This window comes from Falsiroseomonas frigidaquae (assembly GCF_012163145.1).
Lineage (GTDB): Bacteria > Pseudomonadota > Alphaproteobacteria > Acetobacterales > Acetobacteraceae > Falsiroseomonas > Falsiroseomonas frigidaquae.
Genome location: NZ_JAAVTX010000012.1, coordinates 1 through 24,399 on the forward strand (window position 1 = coordinate 1; position 24,399 = coordinate 24,399).

Below are 24,399 nucleotides of genomic sequence, written 5' to 3' on the forward strand. Positions count from 1 at the left end.
GCGGGACAGGCTGGCCGGCGAGCAGCACCAGGCCAGGATCGGCACGCCAGGCGGCGCGGGCCTCGGCCAGCCGTGCGCGCGTCGCCCGGTGCAGCGCCGCAACCGCCTCGGCCATGGCCGCCGGGCCCGCCGCCTCGCCACGCAACCAGGCATCGAGCAGGCCGAACAGCAGGTCATGCGCAGCATCGGGGCGGCGATAGGCCTCGATCGCCGCGGCCAGGCCCGCCCGATCCTCCTGCATCCACAGGCAGCGCAACAGGCCCGGCAGCGCATCCGCCGCGGCATCCGGACGGGCGGCGATGGCGCCCCATGCCATGGCCGCCGCCGCATAGTCGCGCCGGCGTTCGGCGGCCTGGGCCAGCTTGATGGCAAAGCGCGGCTCTGCCGGATGGCGGGCGAGGGCCTGCGCCGTGGCGGCTTCCGCCGCCACATCCTGGCCGGCGCCGAACAGCCAGATGATGCGGTCATGCCGGTCCGAGGCGCCGGCATCGGGCTGCGCGCAGACCGCCTCCCACGCCGCCAGCACCTCCTCCACCCGGCCTTCCGCATGCAGCACGCGCGCCTCCGCGCGCAGCGCGGCGGTGCTGGCGCCGAGCCGCCGGGCACGGCGCACCGCATCCCAGGCACGGCCGAAGTCCCGTTCATCGATGGCGCCGAAGACGCATTCGACGGCGGCCGGGGCGGAACGCGGCGCCACCTCCTCCAGCCGGTGGCAGGCGGCGAACCACTCCTCCCACATCCAGGCACGGCGCAGCAGGCGGGCGACGGCGACCCCGGTGCGCGGGTCGTGCGGCGCGGCGGCGACCATCCGCGCCGTCAGCGCGCGCAGCCCCTGGTGGTCCAGCGTATCGGCCAGCGCCTCGCCCAGTTCGGTGGCGCGCGTCAGGTCGCCATCGCCCGCCGCCTCGGCCGCGGCGCGGCGCGGCCAGGGGGAGGCGGGCGGCGCCGGCGGCGGCGCGGCCGTGGGGCTGGCCAGGCCTGGCGCACCGGCCCGCCGCAGCAGGCCGTGCAGCCCCGGCCCGAAGGCCGCATCCGCCCCCAGCCGGCCCTCGGCCCGCAGCCGCAGCAGCAGCGCCAGATAGGCGCCGAGGGCCGGCTCCAGCGCCGTCAGGCAGGCATCGGCCAAGGCGGGCACATCCGTGGTCTCGGCGATGTGGCCGAGCAGCGGCAGGATGGCCGCATCGGCCGGCAGCTTCGGCACCAGCACGGCCAGGGCCGCGGTGCCGCCGGCGGCCTGCAGCCGGCCGAGGATGGGCAGGGGATCCGCCGCCAGCAGGAACACCAGGGCCGGCGGCACCGCGGCGGCGGCGGGCAGCGGCAGGCCCAGCCCGGCAATGTCCCGGATCAGGCCGGACAGCCGCGCCGGGCCGAGCAGCCGGGCCGCGACGGGCCCGTTGCAGGCGGCCAGGATGGCGGCGGGCAGGTCGCTGCCGAAATCCGCCGGCGGGCGGTCCGGCCAGGTGCTGGCGAGGAGCAGGCCCAGACCCTCCGGCGCGCCGGCCAGGCTGTCCCGCAGGTCCGCCCGGGCCGCCAGGCCGCGGGCCGCGGCCGCCAACTGCGTCACCGTCTCCGGGTGATCCCCGAGGCCATCCGGCGCCAGCCGCAGGAAGCGTTCCGCCCCGCGCAGGAAGGCCAGGGCAGCTTCCGGCCCGAAGCCGGGAGCCTCCCGCGCCAGATGAGAGGCGATGGCGCTGGCCAGCGGCGCCTGGAGGGGCGAGTCCAGCATCGGCAGGGCATCGCGCAGGAACAGCGGGTCCAGGGCATCCGAGAGCGGATCGGTGCGACCCCAATCCATGTCCCCGGCGCAGGCCAGGTGGCGGGCCGCATGGAACCGCCAATGCACGAGGCCCAGCCGGGGGCCACGCTCCAGCCACTCCGACGCCGCATCGGCCGGTTGATTCTCCAGGGCCGGGAGATTGGCCCGCAAAGCGTTGAAATCCTTGCGAGCCGGGTGGTACGTCAGTGCCTCCTCAAGCAGTTCCCGCAATGCTAGAAGTCGTCCTGCGCTGCGCAGGGCCCTGAGTTCTTTGGCGTAGAATTCGGCGGGGCGGGGGGGCGGGTGGAGAGGGGATGCCATTGCCTTCATCAGTCGCACGGATAACCCTGGTCGTGGAAGAGTGGGTTATCCCGGAAGCAAAAGGGATTAGCTCCTGGAAGAAGAGCCCAGAGGATGGTGAGCGTTCGATGCGGACATACGTAATGCCGACTGGCAGCGCTCCTCGGCGCCCGGGGCGATATGAGTGAATTTAATATTCCGGATGCCCTCGAGGTCCGTGAATTCGCCCCCGGTGCGCCGGTCATCATTGCGTTTACATCGGTCAATTCGAACGGCTTCTCGTTCTACAAGAATCTGGAGAAACTCCCATTCTCCCGGATCTATGTAAGGGATCCGTTCGACTGCTGGTTCCAGCGCGGCATCGGAAGCGGCGTCGACTCTCCGGAGGCCCTGGTCGCGTATCTGGGCCGCGTGCTGGCGGAGCTGCGACCGCTGCGCCGCGTGACCATGGGCTCCTCCATGGGGGGCTACGCGGCCCTGCTGTTCGGCCATCTGCTGCGCGTCGATGCCGTGTTTGCGATGTCGCCGCAGACCATCATCGATCGTCGCCTGCCACATACCCCGTCGGAGGACTTCTCCGATCGTCCGTATTTCGACCTGGCGCCGCTGCTCCGCATCAAGAACCGGCACAGGCCGGCCACCCACATCCTGTTCGGGTCGGATGACATCGTCGATGTCTGGAACGCAACGCGTGTGGTGACGCTGCCGGGCGATGTGCAGTACCCGGTGGCCGGTCGCGACCACCTGGCCTCCAATCTGATCGCGGGGAATGGCGATCTGGCCGTCGCGCTTTCGGGGCTTGCGCGGGACGAGGCCTTCACGCTTACGGCGGCGCTGGACCGGCGCTGCGAGGCGCCGCGCGTCAAGGCGATCCTGGATCGGTTGACCCGTGCCCTGTATCTGGCCGAGCCGGACCTGGCGCCTGAGGAATGGACGGAGCGGTTGCAGCGCCTGGAGCCTGACTGGGCCGTGCCGTACGATGTCGCCGCCATGCTGGCCACGCGCCGCGGCGACGTCGCGGCCGCGGAGGCTGCGGCGGGCAAGGCGGCCGAGCTCGCACCGCTTTCGATCACGCTGCAGACTTCGCACGCCCAGTTGTTGATGCGGCTGGGGCGCGAAGCGGAAGCGATAGCGGCATTCGAACGATGCCTGAAGATCCGCCCGAAGCATTACGCGGCGCTCTGCGCGCTCGGAATATTGCGGGCGCGGGCGGGTGATTACGAGCGCGCCTTGGCGCATCTCGATACGGCGATTGCCATCCGGCCGCGTCTGGCCAGGGGCAAATCATTGCGTGCCGCGGTTCTGGAAGGACGGGCCGTGGCCATCTCCAGTCTGGAAGAGCCGGGGGAGGACATGTAAAAATGCCTACGCAATTTCGAGGCTCCACCAGGGGAGGGACGGTGAGTGGGAAGCGGCTTTCAGGTACTGACGATAAGCCTAGACAAGGATAGCGCGCGCTATCTTCCCATTTCCCAGGAGCTTGAGAAGCAGGGTATCGAACACAGGAGGGTGGAGGCCCTGAACGGACGGCACGTTCCGAATTTCCTGCTCAAGAAATTCAAGATGGGCCGAAATTATGCAAACGAATTTCCCGGAACGTTTGGTTGCTTCATGAGCCATGTCCGGGCGTGGGAAATAGTCGCGGATTCTGATTTCGAGCATACTCTGATTCTGGAGGATGACGTCGTACTATCTCCCCGGCTTGCGCATTTTGACGTCAATGCTACGCCGGACTCGTATGACATAATATTCGTGAACAACCGCCTGTGTGCCCACCTGCGGGAAAAAGACAGTCCGAGCCAATTCTTTCCCTTCATGGAGGCGATCAGGAGGCGGCCGAACGGACTCTCCAATCCTGGCGCGGATGGCTATTTCCTCAGCCGGAGCGGTTCCCGCAAGCTATTAAAAATGCTGGCGGATGGCCCGATCAGCAGGCATGTTGACGCCTTCATCTGCATGAAGTCGATCAACCAGCTTGCGCTGGCGGACATTCGGGGGCCAAAGCCCATGGCGCTGCAACTGAAACACGCCGGACCTCCTGCGGTCGAGGGAGAAGAACTGGTGGCCTTCTGCTTTGCGCCCCACCTCGTCGCCGAGCGAATCGGCACGAAAAGTTCCCGTACCAGCATTGACCAGGAACTCGCCTGAAGCCGAAATGGCCAGCATGAATTAATGAATATCCTATGCGCCGCTCATAACGGGGCAAGGATATTCACGAAGCCCGGCATTGCTGGGCGCTTGCGACCGGCACAAATCCAGCAGCCGTCGCTGAACCTTCCTTGCAACCTGGAATCCAGACACAGAGCCCGGGGCAGCCTCTTCATCGTCGAGCGATGCCTGCTCTGATCGACGCGGATCTGGATGTTTTTCGGTCCCCCCGTGGACCGCCATGGAGTGGCGCGATGCTTGGACGCAGAGGTTTTATTGCCGCCGCCGCCGCTTTTCCAATTGCCATGCCTGCCCTCTCTCAGCAGCGCTCCGGCATAAGGCTGGCCGACTTCCTGCGATCGTCACGCAGCGGGGATGCGTCGGACGCCTTCAGTCAGGCGCTGTCCGCCGCCGCGTCACGCGGCACAGACCTGCTGCTCGGGGCTGGCACGATCATCATCTCGACGGCGCCCGGGGAAATCAGCGACCCGCTGGATCATCATTGTCCGGATGTGCGCCATCGCATCCTGCGTATTCGTGGCGAGGGGGCAGGGCGCACGAGGCTGCTCGGTGTTCCGCGACCGACGGCTGCCAATCCGAGCCTGCCGGTCAGCAGACCAGTCCTGAAATCGGTCGGTGCCGAGTCCTTCTCCCTGGTTGGCGTGACGCTCGATGGCGGCCTCCAGCGCGTCGGCCGAGGCCTGCAGCGAGGAGAGGACCCGCATGCCGCGGCCCTGCTGGAAGTGCGGGGCGCCCGCAGCTGCGCGCTGCGTGACGTGGTGCTGACCGGCTTTGCCGGCCATTGGGACACCCGCACCCCGATACACGGCGCCTATGGCCGGCGCGGGCCACTTCTGGTGGCCGATTGCCAGGATGTGGAACTGCATGACCTGGTGTTGCAGCACCCGACCTTCCGCGAGGGGCCGTTCGTGCATGATGCGCGCCGTCTCCTCGTGCGCGGCTTCCGGCTGCGGGGGCCGACGGGCGCTGATCAGCGCGGTGTCAGTTCGCCGCTGAACATCATGGGCCCGCAGACCCGCGACGTGGTGATCGAGGATTTCGCCACGGAAGGCGCCTGGAACGGCTCCCTGATGAATCTCGGCGGCCCGGCGCGCTTCACCATCCGCCGGCTCCGTGCCCGGGGCCGCCCGCTGCAGGCGGCCGAAGGTGATGAAGGTTCTGATTTCCAAGGCAAGGGCATCGATATCGGCACGGAGATCAATGATTCGGCGTTCCCGGGCCAGCCGGCGACGGAGCATCTGCTGCTGGAAGACGTGATCCTGAAGGACATGGCCGTCTATGCGATCCGCGCCACCCGCAGCGCCGCCTGCCCGTTGCGACGCCTGACGCTCGCGGCCGGTGTCGTGGTCGAGGGAGGGCCGGAGGCGCTGGGCGCTTCCAACGTCGCGACCATCGAAGGGCAGATCGTCGCTCGTGGCATGGGGCGGGCGGCCGCGACGCGCCGGCGGCGTACGGCGGTCTCGATCAATGCCTGCGCAGGCACGCTGCGGCTTGAGCTTTCAGGGGCTGCGTCGGACCCGCTGCGGACCCCGGACCTCGGTGTCCTTCGCCGGGCCAGCAGCGGATTGGTCCTGTCGGGGCGGATCGAGGGCTTTCCCCGAGGCGCCTTGCGGGATGATGTGCCAAGGGCGGCCGATGATCTGAGGTGGGATGCAAGGTGCCGCGACCTTCTCGTCCAGACCGTGGCCGGCAGCACACGACCGGCGATTGTTGCAGGACGAAGTGACAGCCAGAGGTTGCGCCGCGTCGAGATGCGCAACTGCCTTCTGAATGGGCAGGCTTTGCAGCAAGGAATGGCAGGTCTTGTGCTGCATGCAGGCGAGATCGCGCTATGAGGCTGCCGGTTGAGCAAAAATATGCATACTCACTCCTTGCTTGCGCGCCGCACAGCTCTGCGCGATAAGCCGAGCGACGGACAGGGCAAAGACGCTCGGTTGCTTTTGTTTCAAACTAAGAGCTTTTTTGTGCGGATGTCAGGAGGCAGATATGGCGAAGTTGATCGCGGAAATCGGCTGCAATCACAAGGGTAGTCTTGCCCTGGCCAAGGAGATGATTGGCGTTGCTGGCCGGATCTGTCAGGTGGACGCCGTCAAGTTTCAAAAGAGGAATAATGTCGAGCTCCTGAGCCCGACTCAGTATCATGCGCCGCATCCGGTGCCGTCGAACGCCTATGGCGAGACCTATGGTGCGCATCGCGAGGCCTTGGAATTTACCCCGGACCAGCACGCGGAACTGATGGAAGTCTGTGCGCGTGAGGGGGTTATCTACTCCACGTCTGTGTGGGACCTGACCTCCGCGAAGGAGATGGCGGCGCTGCGGCCGGCATTCCTGAAGATCCCGTCCGCGACCAACCTGCACTTCGAACTGCAGGAATGGCTCTGCGCCAACTACCCGGGCGAGCTGCACGTCTCGACTGGCATGACCTCGGCGGCCGAGGTTGAGTCCGTGGTCCGCTTCTATGAAGAGCGTGGCCGTGCCAAGGACGTGGTCCTGTATGTCTGCACCTCCGGCTATCCGGTGCCGTTCGAGGATCTGTGCCTGCTCGAGATCTCGCGCTTCAAGGAGCTGTATGGCTCGCGGGTGCGGGAGATCGGTTTCTCCGGCCACCACCTCGGCATTGCCGCCGATATCGCGGCGATGGCGCTGGGTGCCACGGTCATCGAGCGGCACTTCACGCTGGACCGTACCTGGAAGGGCACGGACCACGCCGCCTCGCTGGAGCCCGACGGCATGCGCCGGCTCAAGCGCGACCTGGTCAACGTCAACAAGGCGCTGACCTACAAGCGCACGGAAATCCTCGAGATCGAGGAAGCCACGCGGCGCAAGCTCAAGTGGGAACCCGCCAACCAGGTGGCCGCCCAGTAGTCTCGGTTGCCACCCAGGAATGCCCGCGGCCGCCGCGTGGGCATCCCTGGATCAGGGCTTCGAAGATCTCATCAGTCTGTTGCGTCTAGGCCTGGTCGAGTGATCAGGCCTTTCGGCTGGAGTGCGTCCTTGTGACCTCTTTGCGAGCTGTGGTCGTCATTCCGGCCCGAGGCGGATCAAAGGGCATCATCGGCAAGAATCTTCGACCCGTCGGCGGGCGCGCGTTGATCGTTCGGGCCGTCCAGGCCGCCCGGGCCGCCGCCTGTGTCGATCTGGTCCTAGTCTCCACCGATGATGCGGCAATCGGCGCGGCCGCGACCGCCGCCGGCGCGGTGCTCGTGGAGCGTCCCGCCGAGATATCCGGGGACCGTGCCTCCTCCGAAGCGGCGGTGCTGCACGCGCTTGATGTTCTCGAGGCCGGCGGCCGCGCGCTGCCGGATGTGGTGGTGCTGATGCAATGCACCTCGCCCTTCACCACGGGCCCGGACATCGATGCGCTGATCGCGGCGATGGACGAAAGGAAGGCCGCCTGCGCGCTCTCCGTCGTGGAGGATCACGGCTTTCTCTGGGGCCTGGACGACCAGGGCTTCGGCGTCGGGGTGAACCACGACCACACGGGGCGCCGCCGCATGCGCCAGGAACTGCCGCCCCAGTTCCGCGAGAATGGCGCCCTCTACGCCATGCGCGTCGCGCCGTTCCGGGCCAGCGGCAACAGGTTCTGTGGGCCGGCGGTGCCGGTGCCGATGGCGGCGCCCCACATCGAGATCGATGAGGAAGCCGACCTGCTGCTGTGCGACGCCATGGCCACGGTACTCGATCGCCCGAGGTTGCCGCCGCATGTGCGCATCCAGGTGGTGGTGACGGATTTCGACGGCGTCCACACCGATGATCGCGTGCTGGTGGACCAGGATGGCCGCGAGGCGGTGTTCTGCAGCAGGTCCGACGGCATGGGCGTGGAGATGCTGCGCCGCGCGGGGTTCCAGGTGCTGATCCTGTCCAAGGAACGCAACCCGGTGGTCACGGCGCGCGCGCGCAAGCTTCAGGTGCCTTGCCTCCAAGGGATCGAGGACAAGCTCGGCGCGCTGTCGGCCTGGCTCGCGGAGCGCAACCTGGGCTGGGATTCAGTCGCCTATCTCGGGAACGACATCAACGACGCCGCCTGCCTCAACGCGGCGGGGCTGGCCGTGGTGCCGGCGGATGCGCACCGGGCGGTTCGTGCCGGAGCGCTGGTCCTGAAGCAGAATGGAGGCCATGGCGCGATCCGTGCCTTGGCCGAGTTCTTGCTCGAGCATCGCCCGACGACACGTGCCGGCACGCAGGAGCATTGATGGTGATCACCCCAACCTTCGGAGGCGCAACATCGAAGGCCTTCTGCCCGTATTGCGGGGCCGGGGTGGTGACTGACATGCAGTGCGATGGATGCGGCTCGACAGTGGCGGACCGCATTCTCTGGGTCATGGTGACGGAGTTGAAGCTGTTGCAGGCCGGTGGCGCGGTGCTGCACCACATGCCGACCGCGGTATCCGCGCGGCGCTTCTACGCGCTGCTGGGCAGCAACTATCACCCGACCGTCGTGCCGGGGATGGCGGCGCCGACAGGCGAGTTACCGTTTCATGAATTCGAGCCGGCAGGGCAGGCGGAGGCTCTGGCACCGAACTCCTACGGCCTGATCATCATTGCGAATGGCCTGATGGATATCGGTGCGGCGGTTCCGGCGGTGTTGGAATCGCTGAGCCAGGCGCTGCGCCCTGGAGGTTCGCTGCTGTTCGGCGGCGACATCGTCGATGAGCAGGGAAGGGTCATCAGCGCGCCCCTCGCCGCCGCCGCATCGCCTGGCACGGAGACACCATCCTTTGCCAGCATCGTGCGGCGTCAATTCGGCCGTGAATGCCGCGTTCGCCTCGGTCAGCAGATCCGCGATCGCGTTGTCGAGGCGGCAGGCCTGAGTCCCAGCCAGTTGCGGCGCGTCACGCCGCAATCCTTGTTCTGGTATCAGTCGTAAGGGACGCAGCCCAATGTCCTCGACCTCATCGAGCAGGAACACTGCGCCCCAATCGCCATTGTCGCGCAGCCTGGAAGCCGGCAGCGGCCGCAACCACAAGATCGTCGTGCGGCCCGGTGCGCGCAGCATCTTCGTCGCCTTTGGCACGGATGCGCCGAGTGGCAGCGAAACCCCCGGCCCCGCTTCGGTGGTTCGCTTCGACGATCCGGATGGCGCCTTCGGGAGAGGCGTTCCCGGATTTGTCGAGAGCCTCGACAGCCTGTTCTGCTGGCTGCGCGGGTTGGGCACGGAACTGCCTGTCTACCTGGTTGGCGAAGGCGCGGGAGCCTCCGTGGCGCTGCTGGCCAACATGCTGCTGCCCAAGTCCCGGCTGCTGGCCGTCGGCCCGCTCACGGTGCCTGAAAGCTTCATGGAGGCCGGCGCCCTGCGGCATCCCTTCTGGGGCCAGGTCGACCAGCTGGCGAGTGATTTCCCGGCCCAGCAGATGGGCGTCACGGCGCTCTGCTCCTGGGATCCGGCGGCGGCCGCCATGCTGGGGGGCGAACAGACGCTCAAGCCGGCCTACGGCACGATCGTCGAACTGCCCTGCCGCAGCAACGGCATTGCCTATCTCCGCCGCAAGCGTGCGCTCGGCGTGTTGCTGGAACGCGGTGCCGACGCGCTGCGGACGCTGATCGACGAGAATGTGGTCTCGCTGCCCTACGCGCACGGCAAGCCGCGCGAATATGCCGCATTCCACGAAGCGCATTCTGCGATGGGGCGCGGCCAGTCGGGACGAAAGCGCGCAATGCGCCTGGTCGAGGCGGAAGCCGGCTGGGCCAACCCTGGTTGGCAACACCTGCGCGCCACGGTGCTGCGCCGGGAGAATGCGGCGGCCGAGGCGCTGGAAGCCGCTCGCCTTGCGGCGCGGTCGGCGCCGGAGGTCGCGGAGTTCTGTGTCGGCTATGCGCGCCTCGTCCAGGAGAACAAGGCGGAGGACGATGTGGCCACCGCCGCCGCGATGCTGGAACCTTTCCTGCGGCAGCGGGGCATTGCCGAACTCCGTGATAGCCTTACTGCGACCATATAAGTAAAATACGCAAATACGACAGATGGTAGATTAAGGACAAATAAAGCAATGTCGGCGAACTCTCCCGCTCCGTTGCCCTTGATCGTCCGCAGCGAAGCAGGAACCCTGCACATCGTTGCCGAGGCTGCGCCCGTCAAAGCGCCTGCAGCCGCGCCAAAGGCAGACGATCCGGGGGCGGAGTTCTTCCGCCGCCAACGAGACGAAGCGCGCCAGCAGCGAGAGGTTGCGCGGCAGCAGAGGGACGAGGTTCGCAAGCAGCGCGACGAACTGAAGTCTCGTATCGAGATGCTCGAGAGCCAGCTGGCTTCCGCGGCGCGCGGCGAGTCCGTGAAGGCGCCGCCGCCACGCGACATTGGTGAACTCGATGTCTTCGCGCTCGAAGCTGACCGCGCCGCACGGCTGCCCGACATCCGCAGCAAGCAGGCCCGGGGATTGCCGTTGGCGATCCGTGAGGCGGAGTTGCTGGGAGAGCGGTTGATCCCGCCCATGCGCCGCGCTGCGCGGCCGCGGCAGACGCCCGGTCCGGACATCGCCTTCCTGACCGTGGCGAATGCAAAGTTCCTGCCGGGGCTCGAAGGGCTGATCTTGTCCTTGCTGCGGGTCTATCCCGACCTGACCAGCCCCATCCACATCTGCCATGACGGCACGCTGAACAGCTTCGTGCAGACACGGCTGCGAAGCTTCTACGCGAACCTGATTTTCCTTGAGCCGAACATGGATTGGTTCGAGCAGGTTCCTGCCATGTCCGACAATCACAAGCGGATCGGCAAGCTTGGCTACATGAACATGGAAGGCCTGGCACTCACGGGTTTCAAGCGTGTGATCCTGCTGGATTCCGATATCCTGATCCTCGATGACCTGTCCGAGCTTTGGGACGGCGACGACTACAACATCTGCTACGATTGCGGCGACCGTGAATATGTCGCCCGTTCCGCCTTCACCGGCGACTGGGTCTTCAACAGCGGGGTCATCAGCATTCCCGGGGATCGCACCGGCCCTCAGGCCTATGCCGAATTTCGTGATGCGGTCCTGGCCCATGCCTCGGCCGAAGTCTGCCCGGCCATTGATCGATTTTCGGATCAGAAGATCTGGAACATCTATCTGCGCGACAAACCCAAGCGCTACCTGCCATTGAATTACAATTGCAACGTCAAATACCTGGCCAAATTCCTCAATGGCCAGCCGGACGGCATCTCGGTCATTCATTTTGCCGGGCCAAAGCCCTGGAACAGCCGGCTTTACGTCGCGGCGGACCATCTTCAGCCGAGCGCCTCAAAGGCGCTGCAATTTCCAAAGCCCTGGGTCGACGCCTACCGGGACATGATGTTCCATACCCGGGTCGAATCCTATCGCGACCATGCCAAGGCTCATCGCCGCGCCGTGCCCGTACGCCTCGACTCCACCGTGGAAGGGCGCCGCACCTGCGTGATGATTGGCAACGGCCCCTCCATGGCACAAACGGACCTGACGCTGGTTGAGGGGCTGGAGAAATTCGCCTTCAACTGGTTCGTGCTGCACGAGGGCTTCGACGTGGTGCGGCCTGACCATCTGGTCCTGGGCTCGCACATGCTGTTCGGTGGCTGGTCGACCACGGAGCCGTGCTTTCCCGCGGGCTACCTGGACAAACTGCGCGCGCACAAGCATCGCCCGGCCCTCTGGACCTCCTTCTATTTCCGCGAGTATCTCGAATCCATCAATCTCCACCAGGAATTCGAGATTAACTACGGGCTGTTCGAGAAGCCGTTCAAGCGCTTCATCGACCGCGTCGGCCGCTTCAATGCCGATATCGACACTTTCCTGGACGATGGCCGCACCGGAGTCATCAGCCTGGCAATTCCAGCTGCGGTGAAGCTCGGCTTCGAGCGCATCCTGCTGGTCGGTTGCGATTCCAACTACAATCAGGCCGGGACCACCTCGAAATATTTCTACGATATGTCACAGCATACATCCGCGGAAACCAGGGAGGACAGCCTGACCTCGACCTGGACCGAGGAGGGGCGTGGACAGTTTGTTTATAAGCTGGTCACGGAAGAACTCACCGCGCGTGGGATCGAGTTCATCGACTGCACCGTGGGCGGTGCGCTGCAGACCGTCCCCAAGGGGAAATTGCAGGATTATTCCACGACCTGAGGGCCACAGCATGCGCTGACATGGCCGTATGAGCTGATGCTGGCGGCCATCGGCCGAGGAGCGATCAATGCGTGGCCACCCCTACCGAGGCTTGCCGCCCCGGGCTTTCTGGCGGTCCGGTGTCGGGCAGCAGCCGGCGGAGGCCTTGCAGGATCTCTACCGCCGCCGTTTCGTCATCGCGCCCACGGACCGCATCGCCACGGCAGGGTCGTGTTTCGCCCAGCACATCTCCGGCCGGTTGCGGCGCCAGGGCTACACCGTGCTCGACACGGAGCCGCCTCCGCGTGGCCTCGATGGGCCCGCACAGGCACGCTTTGGCTACGGCCTGTTCGCCGCCCGCTTCGGTAACATCTACACGGCGCGCCAATTGCTGCAGTTGCTGGAGCAGGCGCGCGGCAAGTTCCGGCCGGCCGATATTGCCTGGCAGCGGGATGGCCGCTGGTACGACGCGCTGCGCCCCAATGTGGAGCCGGAGGGGCTCGACAGTGTGGAGGAGGTGCAGGCGCTGCGGGAACAGCATCTGCGCCAGGTCCGTGCCATGATTCGGCAGACCGACGTCTTCGTCTTCACCTTCGGCCTGACCGAGGCCTGGCTGCACACCGAAAGCGGCACCGTCTACCCCACCGCGCCCGGCACCCTCGCCGGCAGCTACGACCCGGCCATCCATGCCTTCCGGAACTTCACCTATGAAGAGACCCTGGCGGATTTCCTGGCGGTGCGTGCGATCTTCCGGAAGTCCAATCCCTCGGTCCGCTTCCTGCTGACTGTCTCGCCGGTGCCGCTGGCTGCGACGGCCGCAGATGCCCATGTGCTGGCGGCCACGGTCCGATCCAAATCCGTGCTGCGCGCGGTGGCCGGGGCGCTATCCGAACGGCACGAGGATATCGACTACTTCCCATCCTACGAGATCATCACGGCGCCTTTCACAGGCGGACGCTTCTACGAGGAGGATCGCCGCGCCGTGACGCGGGCGGGCGTCGATGCGGTGATGCAGGCCTTCTTCAGCCAGCACCCCAGGCTCGCCGCCGCCACCGACGCAGTGCCCGCGGAGGCGCGCCCGGTGGTCTGCGAGGAGGCGATGCTGGAAGCCTTCGGTGACTGAAGATCTTCGAGCCTCCGGGATGCCGGGAAGGGGGCGGCCCCTGCGGCTCTGCGCCATCGGCAACTCGCACCTCGCGGCCCTGCGCAGCGGCTGGGGGCTCTGTGCCGCGGCGTATCCGGCGGTGCAGGCCACTTGGTTCGGCGCGATGTGGGATGGCATTGCCCAGTTGCGGCGCGTGGGCGGTGCATTGCGCGCCGATCATGTTCCGAAGGTGGAAGCCACACTCGCCTGGACCTCGGGCGGCCTGCGCCAGGTGGTCTTCGAAGATTATGACGCCTTCCTGCTGGTCGGCCTGGGGTTGAGCTTCACCTCCCTGGCCCGGCTGTATGGCACCAACCGGACGCTGTCACAGTCCAAGGCCCTGCCATTCAAGCGCCTGCTGTCCGAAGCTGCCTTCGAGGCGGCCTCGAAAGGCCTGGTCCAAGGCTCGCAGAGCCTGGCCCTGGCAGGCGTAATCCGGGAAGCGACGCCGAAGCCGCTGCTTTTGGTGCCCGACCCTCTGCCAAGCGAGGCCGCCGCAAAGGGCCCGGAAGCCGCCTTATGGCGGCACCTGGCCAGCGACGCTGATGGGGCCAGCCTGCTTGCACGCTTCGCGGCACAGGCACACCTCGCTGCGAGGTCGGTGAATGCCGTTTTCATTCCGCAGCCCCCCGAAACCCGTGCCAGTCCACCCTTCACCCATGATCGCCTGCGGCGCGGTGCGGTACGCATGAAGCCAAGTGGCGACACGCTCTTTGAAGAAACGGATATCGGGCACATGGGCCTGGAATACGGGGCTGCGGTGATAAGCTCCGCAGTCGCCGCATTGGGCATCCATGCATCATAGATATCCGCAGGCAGCAGGCAAGAATTGCGCATGAAAAGAGTTGCCTTCCTGGCGTCCTTCGACTCCCAGTTGAAATGGGCCAGGATGATGAGTGCCCTGCTGGGCGATGATTTCATCTCCGAGATCATCGTCATAGATGTTCGAGAGAACCAGATTTCTGATGAGCAGACGGCCGAGTATCTGCAAAATCTGAGCTACAGCACCTACCGAATGGAAAATCTCGTTCGATCGGATTATCTGTCCGACTTCGACGCGGTCTTCGTCGCGCTGAACGGCGCCCAGATCGAGCGCTTTTGCATCCTGTTCCTGGAAAGACTGGAAGGTCTGGCGGAACAAGGCCGGACACGCCGCCCTCTTATCGTCACGGGCTATGTGGGAGTCGTCATCGAAGGGCATCTTGGCGGAATTCTTTACCGGCGGCTCTGCGACCTTATCTTGGCCAATGGGGCGTCGGATCGCGCTCTGTTCGTCAACGCGCTCGCGGTCTATGCAGGTGATGCAGATCGCCGGATCATGGATTTTGGGCTGCCCTTGATCCCAGAACTGAAACCAGTCCAGCCTTGTGTTTCCCCTCGAACCATCCTTTTCGCGGGCCAACCTACGGTCCCATCGACGCAGCAGGAGCGGTTTTATCTTCTTCTGCGCCTGGTTGAATACGCCCACCGGCACCCCGACAGAAAAGTCATTTTCAAACCGCGGACGCGGATCGGCGAGGACACGTTCCACCGGGAGCCGCACCACTACCAGAAGCTCTATGAAAAATACATAGAAGTGGCGACCAGGCCAGCCAATCTGGTATTCGACTATCGCCCCATAACCGAGCTATTCGAAGAAGTGGACCTTCTGGTAACCATCAGCTCAACCGCGGCGATCGAGGCGTATGCTACGGGAATACCGTTCATAATCGTTGCGGATTTCGGCATACGCGATAATTACGGGACTGCCACTTTCGCAAAATGCGGCTCGGTCATTACCTTCAGCCAGCTTATGAATGATGAAATTGCGGCCGTCGATGAACGATGGGTCGCCAACATGATTACGCCGTCCTTGCGGCATGTCGAAGACCTGAGGTCTCGAATCAAGCCTGTTGAATTGGCCCGCCAATCTCTCCAACCGGTCACGGAGTACTCGCATGCGAGGTCGCTGGCGGTTACCTTCAGCGACGAGTTTCGCTTTGCTCGCGGCAAGCAGCAGATCGCATCAGCCCAGATCGCGCGACTCCTGTTCAACTCGACAAAATTCTCTCCTGCAAATTACATAGAAAAGGCAGATGCGCTTGAAGCGTCCGGCGAGAACGGTCTTGCCGCCTCCCTGCTTTATGAGAGCTTGAATCGCGGCGACAAATCCGGGCGAACGAAATCAAAGCTCGCGCTTCTTCTGAACGGCCTGGGGCGCCATTCGGAAGTCATCGAAATTCTCGATCAGGCGTCGCTGCGGGAAGCCGCATCCCACGTGCTTTATCGCGAGATTGCCATTGCGCACCTTGCTCGAAATGAATATTTTTCCGCCGCGGACAATATCATGTCCGGCCTGCAAATAGCACCGCTCAATACGAAGCTCCTTGCGCTGCTCCGGCGGGCGGTTCGAGGAATGGTCCGCGCGACCACCAGGCTGAATACAGATCCGCTGATTCCCGGTTTTGACGGATGGCAAGACAGGGAAATACGGCCGCTTCCCAACAAGGATTTCACCAGATACGCGCAGGATGCGCTTGCCTCGCACAATTTCGTCTACTGCGTCGTTCTCGGCAACGAAAGCGTCCGGAGGAATCCAGACTCAATTCGCAGGGTGGGGGATATAATGCTGAGCGCTTTGCTTGGACTTGATCGCCTGCCGGCAGCTCTGGATCTATATTTCTCGTTGCGCTTGCCGAAATACGGCGCAAGGCTGAGGGCTGATCTGGAGCCCGCCATGGCTGATAAAATAGCCGAGTACAGGCTTCAGGCCGACACAACCACCTTGGCGGGCGCGGTGCCGATTAATGAAGCAGAATCGGCATAGTCGGAACTTGCGAGGCGGGGCTTGCCCGTGCTGTCGATTACGGGGCCTGCAGACGCCAAGCCGCATGCTCTAGCCACGGGTACAACATGCCTCCGCCCACAGATGTGCGGTGTGCGCCCAATGCGTCGCCTTCTGCCGGATCTGGGAGCGAAGCTCGTCACCAGCCGTGAAAATGGCGTCGACCGTCTGGAGTATACTCTGCGCATCATGCTCCAGATCGTGGTAATCGAACATCTTCCAGGGCAGTTCCAACATCTCGTGCAGGGCCTGAGTCTTAAAGAAATTGGCGCTTCCCAGGATCGGGGGAGTGCCCACACAGGCAGCCAGGATGGAAGCGTGCCAGCGTCCGGAAATATAACAGGATGCCGCATTCATTAATGCCAGGACTTCCTGCGGCGGGGTAGCCGCGGATGCCATCGGGAGGTCCAGTTCCACCGCCAACGCCGATAGCATGCGCTCGTCGGCCGCGTCTGCTGCATAAAGTCCGACCGGATGGCCTCGCTGCAGCAATGCCTGGGCCAGGTCACGATAAAAGGCGTAGCCGGTAAACGGAGGGCGATCAGCCCGGAACAGCGCTGAACTGCCACCCAATAATACGGTACCCACGGGAAACCGACCGGCGAGATACAGGTTCGGGAACAAGCCGGCTGGCACGGCCTCGACCCTTTCCGCAGGGGTGGCGAAGGCGTGCAGGAAGGCCGTATCCGCTGCCAGGATCGGTCGCCTGACATTGTGCTGTCCGAGGCGATCTAGCGACATGGGTTCGCGGAATGCCACCACATCGGCTGAATCATACGCGCGCATTGCCATGGCTGCCATGAGCGGGTCGTCCAGCACCACGCTCTGATTAACGATGGCCACCGGTTTCCCCAGTGTCTCTCGCGCCAATATGGCGACCGCCAGCGTCGCGAGTCCCTTGAGCTGGCGATCGTAAAAGCTGCCTTCGCCATTGACGACGACCAGCGAGGCTTTTTTCAGCAGCGCGGCGAGGCTGCCGTACTGGGCCGTTGCCTGAACAGCCTCCAGAACCCCTTCGACATCCAGGCTCCCCTCGTTGTGCCGCTCCTGCAGGGCGGCCTTGCTGAGGTCCACCAGCTCGGAAAGGGTGATGCTGTGGCCAGAAGGAAAGCCATACGCTTCCATCAGGGCCAGGACGCCCTCCGTCGTCACGCGGCAACCAATATTGTTCTGGGTCCGCGTATCGTTGACCAATACCGGAAAAGGCGGCCCATCCCGCATGCTCGCGCGGGCGGTGAGAAACTGCTGATGCCTGAGGCCGAACCGCGGCTCGGCCAGAAGCGGCATTTCATCGGACATCGGGCAGACGAACCTTTCATTCGGGAGAGTTACCTCCCGAACGTTATGGCTTGCTATTGCCTGACGGGATGCTCAGTGGGCTGGCATGAGCTTCGCATCAGACGCGACGGACGGCGTATCCGAATTTGAATTCGGTGCCGCCTCCGGGCCCAGGATCAGCTCCCGGCAGACCGCCAGATTTTCCTGCGTAATCGTCCAGAGCCGCTGTTGTGCCGCATCGACCGTCGCCGCGGCACGCTGCTCGTCATTGAAGATGTCGCGGCAGGCCTGAAGTGCCTGCTCCCCGAAACCTGGCTGCGAAATATCGGCGCCCCATTCGCGCAGCTTCGTGTCGTCGAGGAAATACCCCATCTTCGGATGCGAGATCAGGCTGACGATAGGCGTGCCACATCCGAACGGAATCATTGAGGCATGGCCTCGCATTCCGACGACGACGGAGGGCGCGGAATAGGCCGCCAGAATCTCCGCGACCGACATGTCGTACAGCCGGCGGCATGGCAGATGAATCCGCTCCGCCGAAGCGATGTCGATGAGGAACTCCTCGTCCAACACCGTATGGGCATAGAAGATCACCTCCCGCTCCGCGCTCAGGCCGCGGATCAGGTGCGCCATCTCGGCCAGGAATGCGGCATAGCTCTGCCCGAACCTCGCATCCTTGCGGTCGTAGGCGCAGTTCAGGGCGACGAACCCGCCAGGACTCCGCGCCGGGACCAGGTCCGGCAGAAGATGGCGAGTGACGGTGGTTGGGCAGGGCTGGAAGACCAGCTTCTCATGGAGGTGCGAGGGCAGGCGCTTGCGCAGCTGGCGGATCGAACCGTGGTTGCGAATACCGACGAAGCCGGCCTTCTGCACGAGAAGCGCGAGGCTTCGGTCGAACCCGGGGGAGAACCTGTCCTTGCCGAAGAAGACGTTGTAGCCCACGGCAAACAGGATCAGCGGCGTCTGCATCGCGCGCAGTGAGGCATCCGCGACGTTCCATTGCCAGCCGGACACCAGATTGGCCGCAGTGTCCGGGATGAACAGGCCGCCGCCACCAACCACGACGGCATTCGTCCCAGCCGCTGCCTGGACCTGTTCCGGGCCAAAGGATTGATGCGCGTGATGGCCCTCCCAGACGGAGGGACCGACCGCATGCGTCAGCGCCCAACGGACGCTTTCAGGCACCAGGTAATCGCCGGCATTGCCCTTCGGTGTCATGTAGAAGGCCACATGGGTCAGGCGTGGCTGTCCCGGCGTGCTTGGCATGGCGCGGCCCTGTGCAAGCCGGCTGGAGACGTCGATGCGCTCGCCCAGCTTCTGCACCCGCCGCTCGATCGGATCCAGCCGGCGTGCCGCCTCGACACTCTCGCGCGCGAGATCCAGCTTGCCGTCGATCCAGTGCAGTTCTGCCCGTTCGGCCAGCACGCGGACCTTGAGGCCCGGATCGGCCAGTCCAGGATGGCGCAGCCAACGTTCGGATTCCGCGAAGCGCCCCCGCACCCTGGCCTCGATGCCCTTGTAGAGAAGGATGTTGGACAGCCGTTTGCCCGGCCGTAGCGTATCCCGCCCCACAATGACGTCGATCAGGTCATAGCGTCCGAAACGGATGGCCAGGGCTGCGCCTTCCGCCGCGGTCTCCCGGTCGTAGGGCAGGCCCGCGAGCCTGCTGGCGATGAAGGGCATCAGGAAATCAGGGTCGCCCTTGTCGCCGTGCCGCTGCACGTAGTCGGACCACAGCTTCTGTGGCGCGACGTTGAGAGCGTGCCAGCGCGCCTCGGCCTTTTCATAACCGACCTCGGTACCGGCCCAAGGCTTGACCGGCCCGGTGAAATGCAGAATGCGGACCGATTTCGGAACGAGCTTTGCCCGGATGCGTCGCTTGACGAAGTTGAAGGACTCATCGAGGCGCGTGAAGTTGCCGTCGAGATGGGCCGAAAGGATCCCCTGGTCGTGCTTGTCCAGCTCATAGGCGCCACTGCGGCCGAGCCGGCATAGCGCCTCAAAGGCACTCCGCCCACGCACCTTGCGCGGCAACACGAGGAGCCCGCTGTTCAGCTTGGTTCCGTCTGGATTGTCGTAGAAGGAGGGCACGGCGCACACATTGGAGTTGTGGGTCGCCAGCTCGCCAATGCTGCCGAGCACGATCATGTCCGTATCGAGCGTGATGACCGTATCGTAGTCGTGGATCAGGAAGGCCTCGAGAATATAGTAGGCCTTTTCCACGAGGTAATTGCCGCGGTCACCGCGGACAAAATCCGAATAGAGCGTTTTGTCCACAGCCTTGTAGGTCACCGGCGGATATATCTCGGCAATCGACTTCAGAGACTGCGCATCCAGCCCGTCGTGCAGCACGACGAACGGAAACAGGCTGTCGCTGCTGTTGGCCACGAGACTTTTCAGGAGGGTCAGAAACCCAGGCATGTAGGTCTGGTCGACGAAGGAACAGTAACAAACGCTGCGCGCCATCAGACTACTCCTGCCGTCTCGAGATAGTTTCTACCGCTGGCTTCCGTTGTTTCGACTGGATCCGCGAGCCCGGCCGCATCTGCCTCGACCTCACCGGCCGCCAAGGGCACGGCCTCGTCGAGCGCCACGCCGGCTACTTCCTCAGCTTCGTCAACAGCTTCGGGGTCAGGCATCGCCACGGCGACCGCTTCCGGCTCTCGCACCGCGATGGAGCGGGTGATGCCGTCATGTGAAATCTGGCGTTGCAGGATCCATAGCTCCTCGTCGGAGACGTTATGCGCCTCAGCCAGCGGCAGCGCCTCCGCCTCGGGGACCCGCAGAATTCCTTCGCGATAGAAATCGAAGCCGACCAGGTTGATCTCCCCGCAGACGCCGAGGAAATGCAGCAGGCGCAGCATGTTGAAGCCGCTGGTCGGCAGACCCAGTCCGGAGCGATCATTGACCAGCTTCGCATCCCGCACCGGCCAGCGCATCGAGATGTCGCCGACAAAATCCTGGGCACTCGGCGTGATCGACGTGCGCATAAAGATGCGCCAGGCCTTCGGATCTCCCGAGAAAATCAGCCGCAGATGAACCGGCACCTCGAGGTTGAAGCTGTGCTTGTGGATCGCTGCGTGGATATCAGTTCGGGCGCCGGTGTCTTCCGGGATGATGGCGAAGGAATTGAAGCGGACCACAATGTCGTGGCCGTCGATGAAGGCGCCCATGCCGGAGCCACGCAGGGCACCGGAATTCGCTACCAGGCAGACGCGCTTGCCGAATACGTATTCCCGCAGATCGTACAAATTGAAGGCGCGAAATGGCACCCGCGGGATCTGGTCGGGCGAATGCTTCTCACGAAGTGCGCATAGGGCACGTGTGATAGCCAAGCTGATTTCCGTTTCCTTCGCCGCCCAGGCTATGTCGGAAATCTCTGCGGCAAACTCGATCAGCTGGTCGTCGGACATTGCGTCAACGGCCATGCCGCAGAAATAAGCCGCCGCTTCATGGTCCCCGAGCCCCTGCGCCTCCTGCACGCGAGCCCAAAGGCCAACCGCTCTCCCATTTGGGGTCTTGCGCGGCACCTTCCGGCTTCCCAACGTGCGCACCGTCCGCGCGAGCTGCAGACGCAGCGCCGTCTCCTGCTGGACCGAGATGAGCAGGTTGTTGGCCGCATCGGCTACGCCACCAGGCCCCGAATCCAGCACGATCCGCAGGTGCTGAACGATCCGTTCATTCTCAGCCGGCCGGGCCAAGGACTGGGCCATGCCCCAATTGGCGGCACGCGAGTTCGGGTTCAGCGCCAGCGCACAGCCATAGAGCGCGAGCGCGGCATCCTGCGCCTTGGCGCGCAGTGCGAGCACGCCGCATTCCAGCAGGCGCTCGAATAGCCTTTTGCTTTCGAAGCGGACCTGCGGGCCGATTGTGCCGGGGCTGCGTTGCGCCAGGGTCTGGTAGGTTGCCGTGATGTCCTTGGAAAGAAGCAGCTTCTGCCTCTCCAACGAGCGCCATACTTTCAGATCAGCCGTCTCGGGCCGGGTCCGGGCCTCCGGCTGCATCGCATTTGCCGCCCAGGCAAGAAGTGGCACCAATCTGGTCAATCCCGAATTGGTCGGCGCGTCAGGCGCAGTAGGTGCTTCAAGGTCCACGCGAATCTCCTTGGAATAAGGCGTCCGCGCATAGACTTGGCTTGTCGAACGCGGCAGCCCTGACGGCACATGACATTTTTTGTGGGTTCTGCAGGCGCAACCCAGGAAGCAAGCTACATGCCGCATCGGCAGAAATTAAAATTGGTCGATTGAGACAAATAATCCCAAACTCGGCCCGGTCGTAAATGTGAGCGACTGCCGCTGCTATCAACGACTCGCCGTTCTAATCATGTGGCGTTCACTGGTTGCTGGGTGGACATCCTATTCGCGGCCTCCGCATCCAGCTTGCGAAGCCAGATAATGAGATCACGCAAATCGGGACGCGGCAGCATGTTGATAATTTCGTTGAAAAGTTTGCTGTTTGATGCCGATGCAAGATCAAAGGCAATATCACCATCCTGATCGGCTTTACTGGTGAGTTCTGCCACCAGCCTCTGCACCCGGGCCGGATCGTTCGCATTACACAAGAAAGGCAGGATTGTGCTGTGGCTGGACATCGGGAGCGGCTCCAGCATGACCCGACCTTTGCCGAGCGAGTGAATGGCCTTGGCGTCGAATCGGTTACGGTTTCCGTACATGACGAGCCAGCAGAGGTTTGCTTGCCCTTCGATCAAGGGTGCGGTGCCAAACTCCTTCAGGTCGGCCTCTAAGTCATTGTTTCCCTTCTTGGCGCTCGCGATCATCTTCTTGTAGCTAAGGTAGGGGATATGCGGGTTCGGCGGCCAGACGTAAGTTTGCGGGCTGAAGACCACGGCCCTGAAGTGCGTGCAAGGTAATTCTGCGGCAAGCCGGGCGGAGAGCATCAACGAGCCGAACCCCCCCTTGCTCGAGCCAACCAGAAATACGAAGCGGAATCCGTTCTCCACCACAAACGTCTTCAACGCGCGCAGTAATTCGCTTGCGCCACGCACGTAATAACTGTCGTTATTGTCGGAAATGTCGAGGGTCGTGAAAGAAAAGTCCACGCTTCCCAGCGAAAACTTGCGCCGCGCGGATAAATTCAGAACCAGAGAGTCCGTCAGGGGACCGTCTCGGAGAGAAAAGGAAAAATAGGCGCGGCTTTTATCTTCGAGTGGAATTTCAGAGATCGGCACAGCAGTCCCTTCTCACTTGAGATCGCGCCCAGGCAGAAGCTCAGTTGAACGACTTCGACTGGCTTTCAAAGCAGTGGATACTTAGTCGGGGTTGACAGATTTTATTATAGAGCAGCGCCGGCGGGATTGGCAAAGGGCGCGTCGGGCAGCGTCGGCAGGGCATGCGGGGCGCCAGGGAGGCCCCGGAACTCGTCGTCGTCCGCGAGCTCGACGTGCCACCGTCTGGGCAAGCGGGACGTCGAGGCGCGCCAGCGAGGAGATCATCCGCGTCAGCTCACCAGCCCGCTTGCGCTGCGGTCGCCTCAAGCCTGCCTGCAATCCGCACGAGGCTGGGAGGCGCTACCGTGACCTCCGATTCGCGCTCCGCATCCTCCACGATTTATCCCGTGGGGTCTTATGACGCCGGCTCCCTTATCCACAGAACATCCGAGTCGTCCCGTGGGGTCTATCGACACGGCACTGTGGGGTCTTGTGGCGCGAATCGGGGTTATCCCGTGGGGTCTCCCGACGACTCTACTAGTAAGACTCAAATACTCTTCAAATAGCCCTGTCGCCTAACCCCACACTTGACCAAGCCGGTCACCAGCCTTCACCTTGGACGGAGGATCATCGTAGGAACGGACCATGGGGGAACTACACCGGCTGGTCCTGCTGCACGGAAAAGAAAAGGCTCGGGAAATGGTCCCGGCCAAACAGCGCATGCTCGTCGATATCGCGGCCGAGGTTCTCTGCGACGACGCCCAACGCCTCGGCATCACATACTCAGGATTCTGCCTCACCGGGTTTCCGCACAAGAAGCTCGGGGATGACGAGGTGTGGGAGAAGCGCGGGCACAACGTTACTCTGCTGGTCGAGCCGGGGCGCCTGAGAATGGGCCCGGGACCAGCAACGCTGTTCGGCGTTCCATATGGCGCCCGTGCGCGGATGATCCTGATCTATCTGCAGACACAGGCCATCCGCACGGGCAGCCGCGAAGTCAGGCTCGGCGGCTCGATGCGCGACTGGATGGGACGCATGGGGATGTCCGTGGGCGGTGAGTCCGCGCGCGCCCTCCGCGATCAGGCCCGGCGGATCAGCGCCTGCTCGATCAAGTTCTTCTGGACCACCGCCGACGCCAATGGCCGTGCTCAAGACGGCTTTGAGAGGGGCGCGATCGTCCGCAGCGGGCTCTTCTTCCGCGAAGACGACACCAGCGGGCAGTCCAGCCTGTTCGAAGACGTCGTGACGCTTGACGAGACCTTCTACAAGGCCCTCCGCGACCATCCCGTGCCGTTGCTGGAAAGCGCCATACGCCGGCTCAAGGAGCGCTCCATGGCGCTCGACGTCTACATCTGGCTTGCCTATCGCCTGCATGTGCTGGAGCGCACCACCCCCATCGGCTGGACCTCGCTGCATGCGCAGTTCGGCGGCGGCTTCAAGCACATCCGGCAGTTCCGCCCGCAATTCCTGGACGCGCTTTCGGCCGCGACGGCAGCCTACCCGGAAGCGAATATCAGCCTGTCCGAGACCGGCCTCACACTCAATCCCTCGCGCCCGCCCGTCCTGAAGATAGCCGGAGTGTCGTAAGACCCCACAGCACGGGGACGATCGAAACGATCGTTCGATCGGTTCTGCAAATCCCCCAGGGCTGATCCAGCCGCCACGATCGTTGGCGCACACGCCCGGTCGCAGAACGCCACCGCAGGCCGCCCCTGC

Annotated in this window: 17 protein-coding genes; 12 read left to right on the plus strand and 5 right to left on the minus strand. The window is 64.0% G+C overall.

Features of this window, described 5'->3' with window-relative positions:
• Positions 1-1,927: tetratricopeptide repeat protein (locus tag HB662_RS28030; RefSeq protein ID WP_408871691.1), on the minus strand; the 1,927-nt coding region annotated here is incomplete at its 3' end.
• 309 nt (positions 1,928-2,236) lie between these two features.
• Here HB662_RS28030 and HB662_RS28035 point away from each other — a divergent pair.
• The 11 genes from HB662_RS28035 to HB662_RS28085 all read left to right on the plus strand — a co-directional run bounded on the left by HB662_RS28035 (position 2,237) and on the right by HB662_RS28085 (position 16,220).
• Positions 2,237-3,415, plus strand: coding sequence for a tetratricopeptide repeat protein (locus HB662_RS28035; RefSeq protein ID WP_168055254.1), 1,179 nt, complete (start codon positions 2,237-2,239; stop codon positions 3,413-3,415).
• Positions 3,416-3,460: 45 nt separating this feature from the next.
• Positions 3,461-4,204 (plus strand): glycosyltransferase family 25 protein, encoded by a 744-nt coding sequence (locus HB662_RS28040; RefSeq protein WP_168055256.1) that lies wholly within the window; start codon positions 3,461-3,463, stop codon positions 4,202-4,204.
• Between the two features lie 254 nt (positions 4,205-4,458).
• Entirely contained in the window at positions 4,459-6,060 is a 1,602-nt protein-coding gene (locus HB662_RS28045) for a hypothetical protein (protein WP_168055258.1), read from the plus strand.
• 151 nt (positions 6,061-6,211) lie between these two features.
• Positions 6,212-7,090: an N-acetylneuraminate synthase family protein gene (locus HB662_RS28050; protein WP_168055260.1), complete on the plus strand. Its 879-nt coding sequence runs from the start codon at positions 6,212-6,214 to the stop codon at positions 7,088-7,090.
• A gap of 149 nt (positions 7,091-7,239) precedes the next feature.
• Positions 7,240-8,418, plus strand: a complete 1,179-nt coding sequence (locus HB662_RS28055) for an acylneuraminate cytidylyltransferase (protein ID WP_342449605.1) — start codon at positions 7,240-7,242, stop codon at positions 8,416-8,418.
• On the plus strand, positions 8,418-9,092 hold the full coding sequence (locus HB662_RS28060) for a hypothetical protein (protein ID WP_168055262.1): 675 nt from the start codon (positions 8,418-8,420) through the stop codon (positions 9,090-9,092). The genes HB662_RS28055 and HB662_RS28060 overlap by 1 nt, the downstream gene beginning before the upstream one ends.
• 58 nt (positions 9,093-9,150) lie before the next feature.
• Positions 9,151-10,161 carry a hypothetical protein gene (locus HB662_RS28065; RefSeq protein WP_168055264.1) on the plus strand — a complete coding sequence of 337 codons (1,011 nt, stop codon included), beginning with the start codon at positions 9,151-9,153 and terminating at the stop codon, positions 10,159-10,161.
• A 48-nt stretch (positions 10,162-10,209) separates the two neighbouring features.
• Positions 10,210-12,291, plus strand: coding sequence for a glycosyltransferase (locus HB662_RS28070; protein ID WP_168055266.1), 2,082 nt, complete (start codon positions 10,210-10,212; stop codon positions 12,289-12,291).
• Between the two features lie 67 nt (positions 12,292-12,358).
• A complete protein-coding gene (locus HB662_RS28075) occupies positions 12,359-13,393 on the plus strand; it encodes a GSCFA domain-containing protein (RefSeq protein WP_168055268.1) in 1,035 nt (344 codons plus the stop codon).
• Entirely contained in the window at positions 13,386-14,219 is an 834-nt protein-coding gene (locus HB662_RS28080; protein ID WP_168055270.1) for a hypothetical protein, read from the plus strand. The genes HB662_RS28075 and HB662_RS28080 overlap by 8 nt, the downstream gene beginning before the upstream one ends.
• A 30-nt stretch (positions 14,220-14,249) precedes the next feature.
• A complete protein-coding gene (locus HB662_RS28085) occupies positions 14,250-16,220 on the plus strand; it encodes a DUF6716 putative glycosyltransferase (protein WP_168055272.1) in 1,971 nt (656 codons plus the stop codon).
• 69 nt (positions 16,221-16,289) lie between these two features.
• Here the strand turns inward: HB662_RS28085 and HB662_RS28090 are convergent, their stop codons facing one another.
• The 4 genes from HB662_RS28090 to HB662_RS28105 form a co-directional block, all read right to left on the minus strand.
• On the minus strand, positions 16,290-17,537 hold the full coding sequence (locus HB662_RS28090) for a polysaccharide pyruvyl transferase family protein (protein ID WP_168055274.1): 1,248 nt from the start codon (positions 17,535-17,537) through the stop codon (positions 16,290-16,292).
• Positions 17,538-17,609: 72 nt separating this feature from the next.
• A complete protein-coding gene (locus tag HB662_RS28095; protein WP_168055276.1) occupies positions 17,610-19,982 on the minus strand; it encodes a glycosyltransferase in 2,373 nt (790 codons plus the stop codon).
• The gene (locus HB662_RS30025; RefSeq protein ID WP_168055278.1) at positions 19,982-21,610 is read right to left on the minus strand and encodes a glycosyltransferase family 29 protein; all 1,629 of its coding nucleotides are present in this window, start codon (positions 21,608-21,610) and stop codon (positions 19,982-19,984) included. The genes HB662_RS28095 and HB662_RS30025 overlap by 1 nt, the downstream gene beginning before the upstream one ends.
• Before the next feature lie 227 nt (positions 21,611-21,837).
• A complete protein-coding gene (locus tag HB662_RS28105; RefSeq protein WP_168055280.1) occupies positions 21,838-22,704 on the minus strand; it encodes a hypothetical protein in 867 nt (288 codons plus the stop codon).
• Between the two features lie 624 nt (positions 22,705-23,328).
• Here HB662_RS28105 and HB662_RS28110 point away from each other — a divergent pair.
• A complete protein-coding gene (locus HB662_RS28110; RefSeq protein WP_168055282.1) occupies positions 23,329-24,270 on the plus strand; it encodes a replication protein RepA in 942 nt (313 codons plus the stop codon).
• Positions 24,271-24,399: the final 129 nt, after the last annotated feature.

Bases quoted from the DNA above. Each gene is read 5' to 3' on its own strand.
- HB662_RS28035 (WP_168055254.1), top strand. From the start codon at position 2,237: ATGAGTGAATTTAATATTCCGGATGCCCTCGAGGTCCGTGAATTCGCC.
- HB662_RS28045 (WP_168055258.1), top strand. From the start codon at position 4,459: ATGCTTGGACGCAGAGGTTTTATTGCCGCCGCCGCCGCTTTTCCAATT.
- HB662_RS28050 (WP_168055260.1), top strand. From the start codon at position 6,212: ATGGCGAAGTTGATCGCGGAAATCGGCTGCAATCACAAGGGTAGTCTT.
- HB662_RS28060 (WP_168055262.1), top strand. From the start codon at position 8,418: ATGGTGATCACCCCAACCTTCGGAGGCGCAACATCGAAGGCCTTCTGC.
- HB662_RS28070 (WP_168055266.1), top strand. From the start codon at position 10,210: ATGTCGGCGAACTCTCCCGCTCCGTTGCCCTTGATCGTCCGCAGCGAA.
- HB662_RS28075 (WP_168055268.1), top strand. From the start codon at position 12,359: ATGCGTGGCCACCCCTACCGAGGCTTGCCGCCCCGGGCTTTCTGGCGG.
- HB662_RS28085 (WP_168055272.1), top strand. From the start codon at position 14,250: ATGAAAAGAGTTGCCTTCCTGGCGTCCTTCGACTCCCAGTTGAAATGG.
- HB662_RS28090 (WP_168055274.1), bottom strand. From the start codon at position 17,537: ATGTCCGATGAAATGCCGCTTCTGGCCGAGCCGCGGTTCGGCCTCAGG.
- HB662_RS28095 (WP_168055276.1), bottom strand. From the start codon at position 19,982: ATGGCGCGCAGCGTTTGTTACTGTTCCTTCGTCGACCAGACCTACATG.
- HB662_RS28110 (WP_168055282.1), top strand. From the start codon at position 23,329: ATGGGGGAACTACACCGGCTGGTCCTGCTGCACGGAAAAGAAAAGGCT.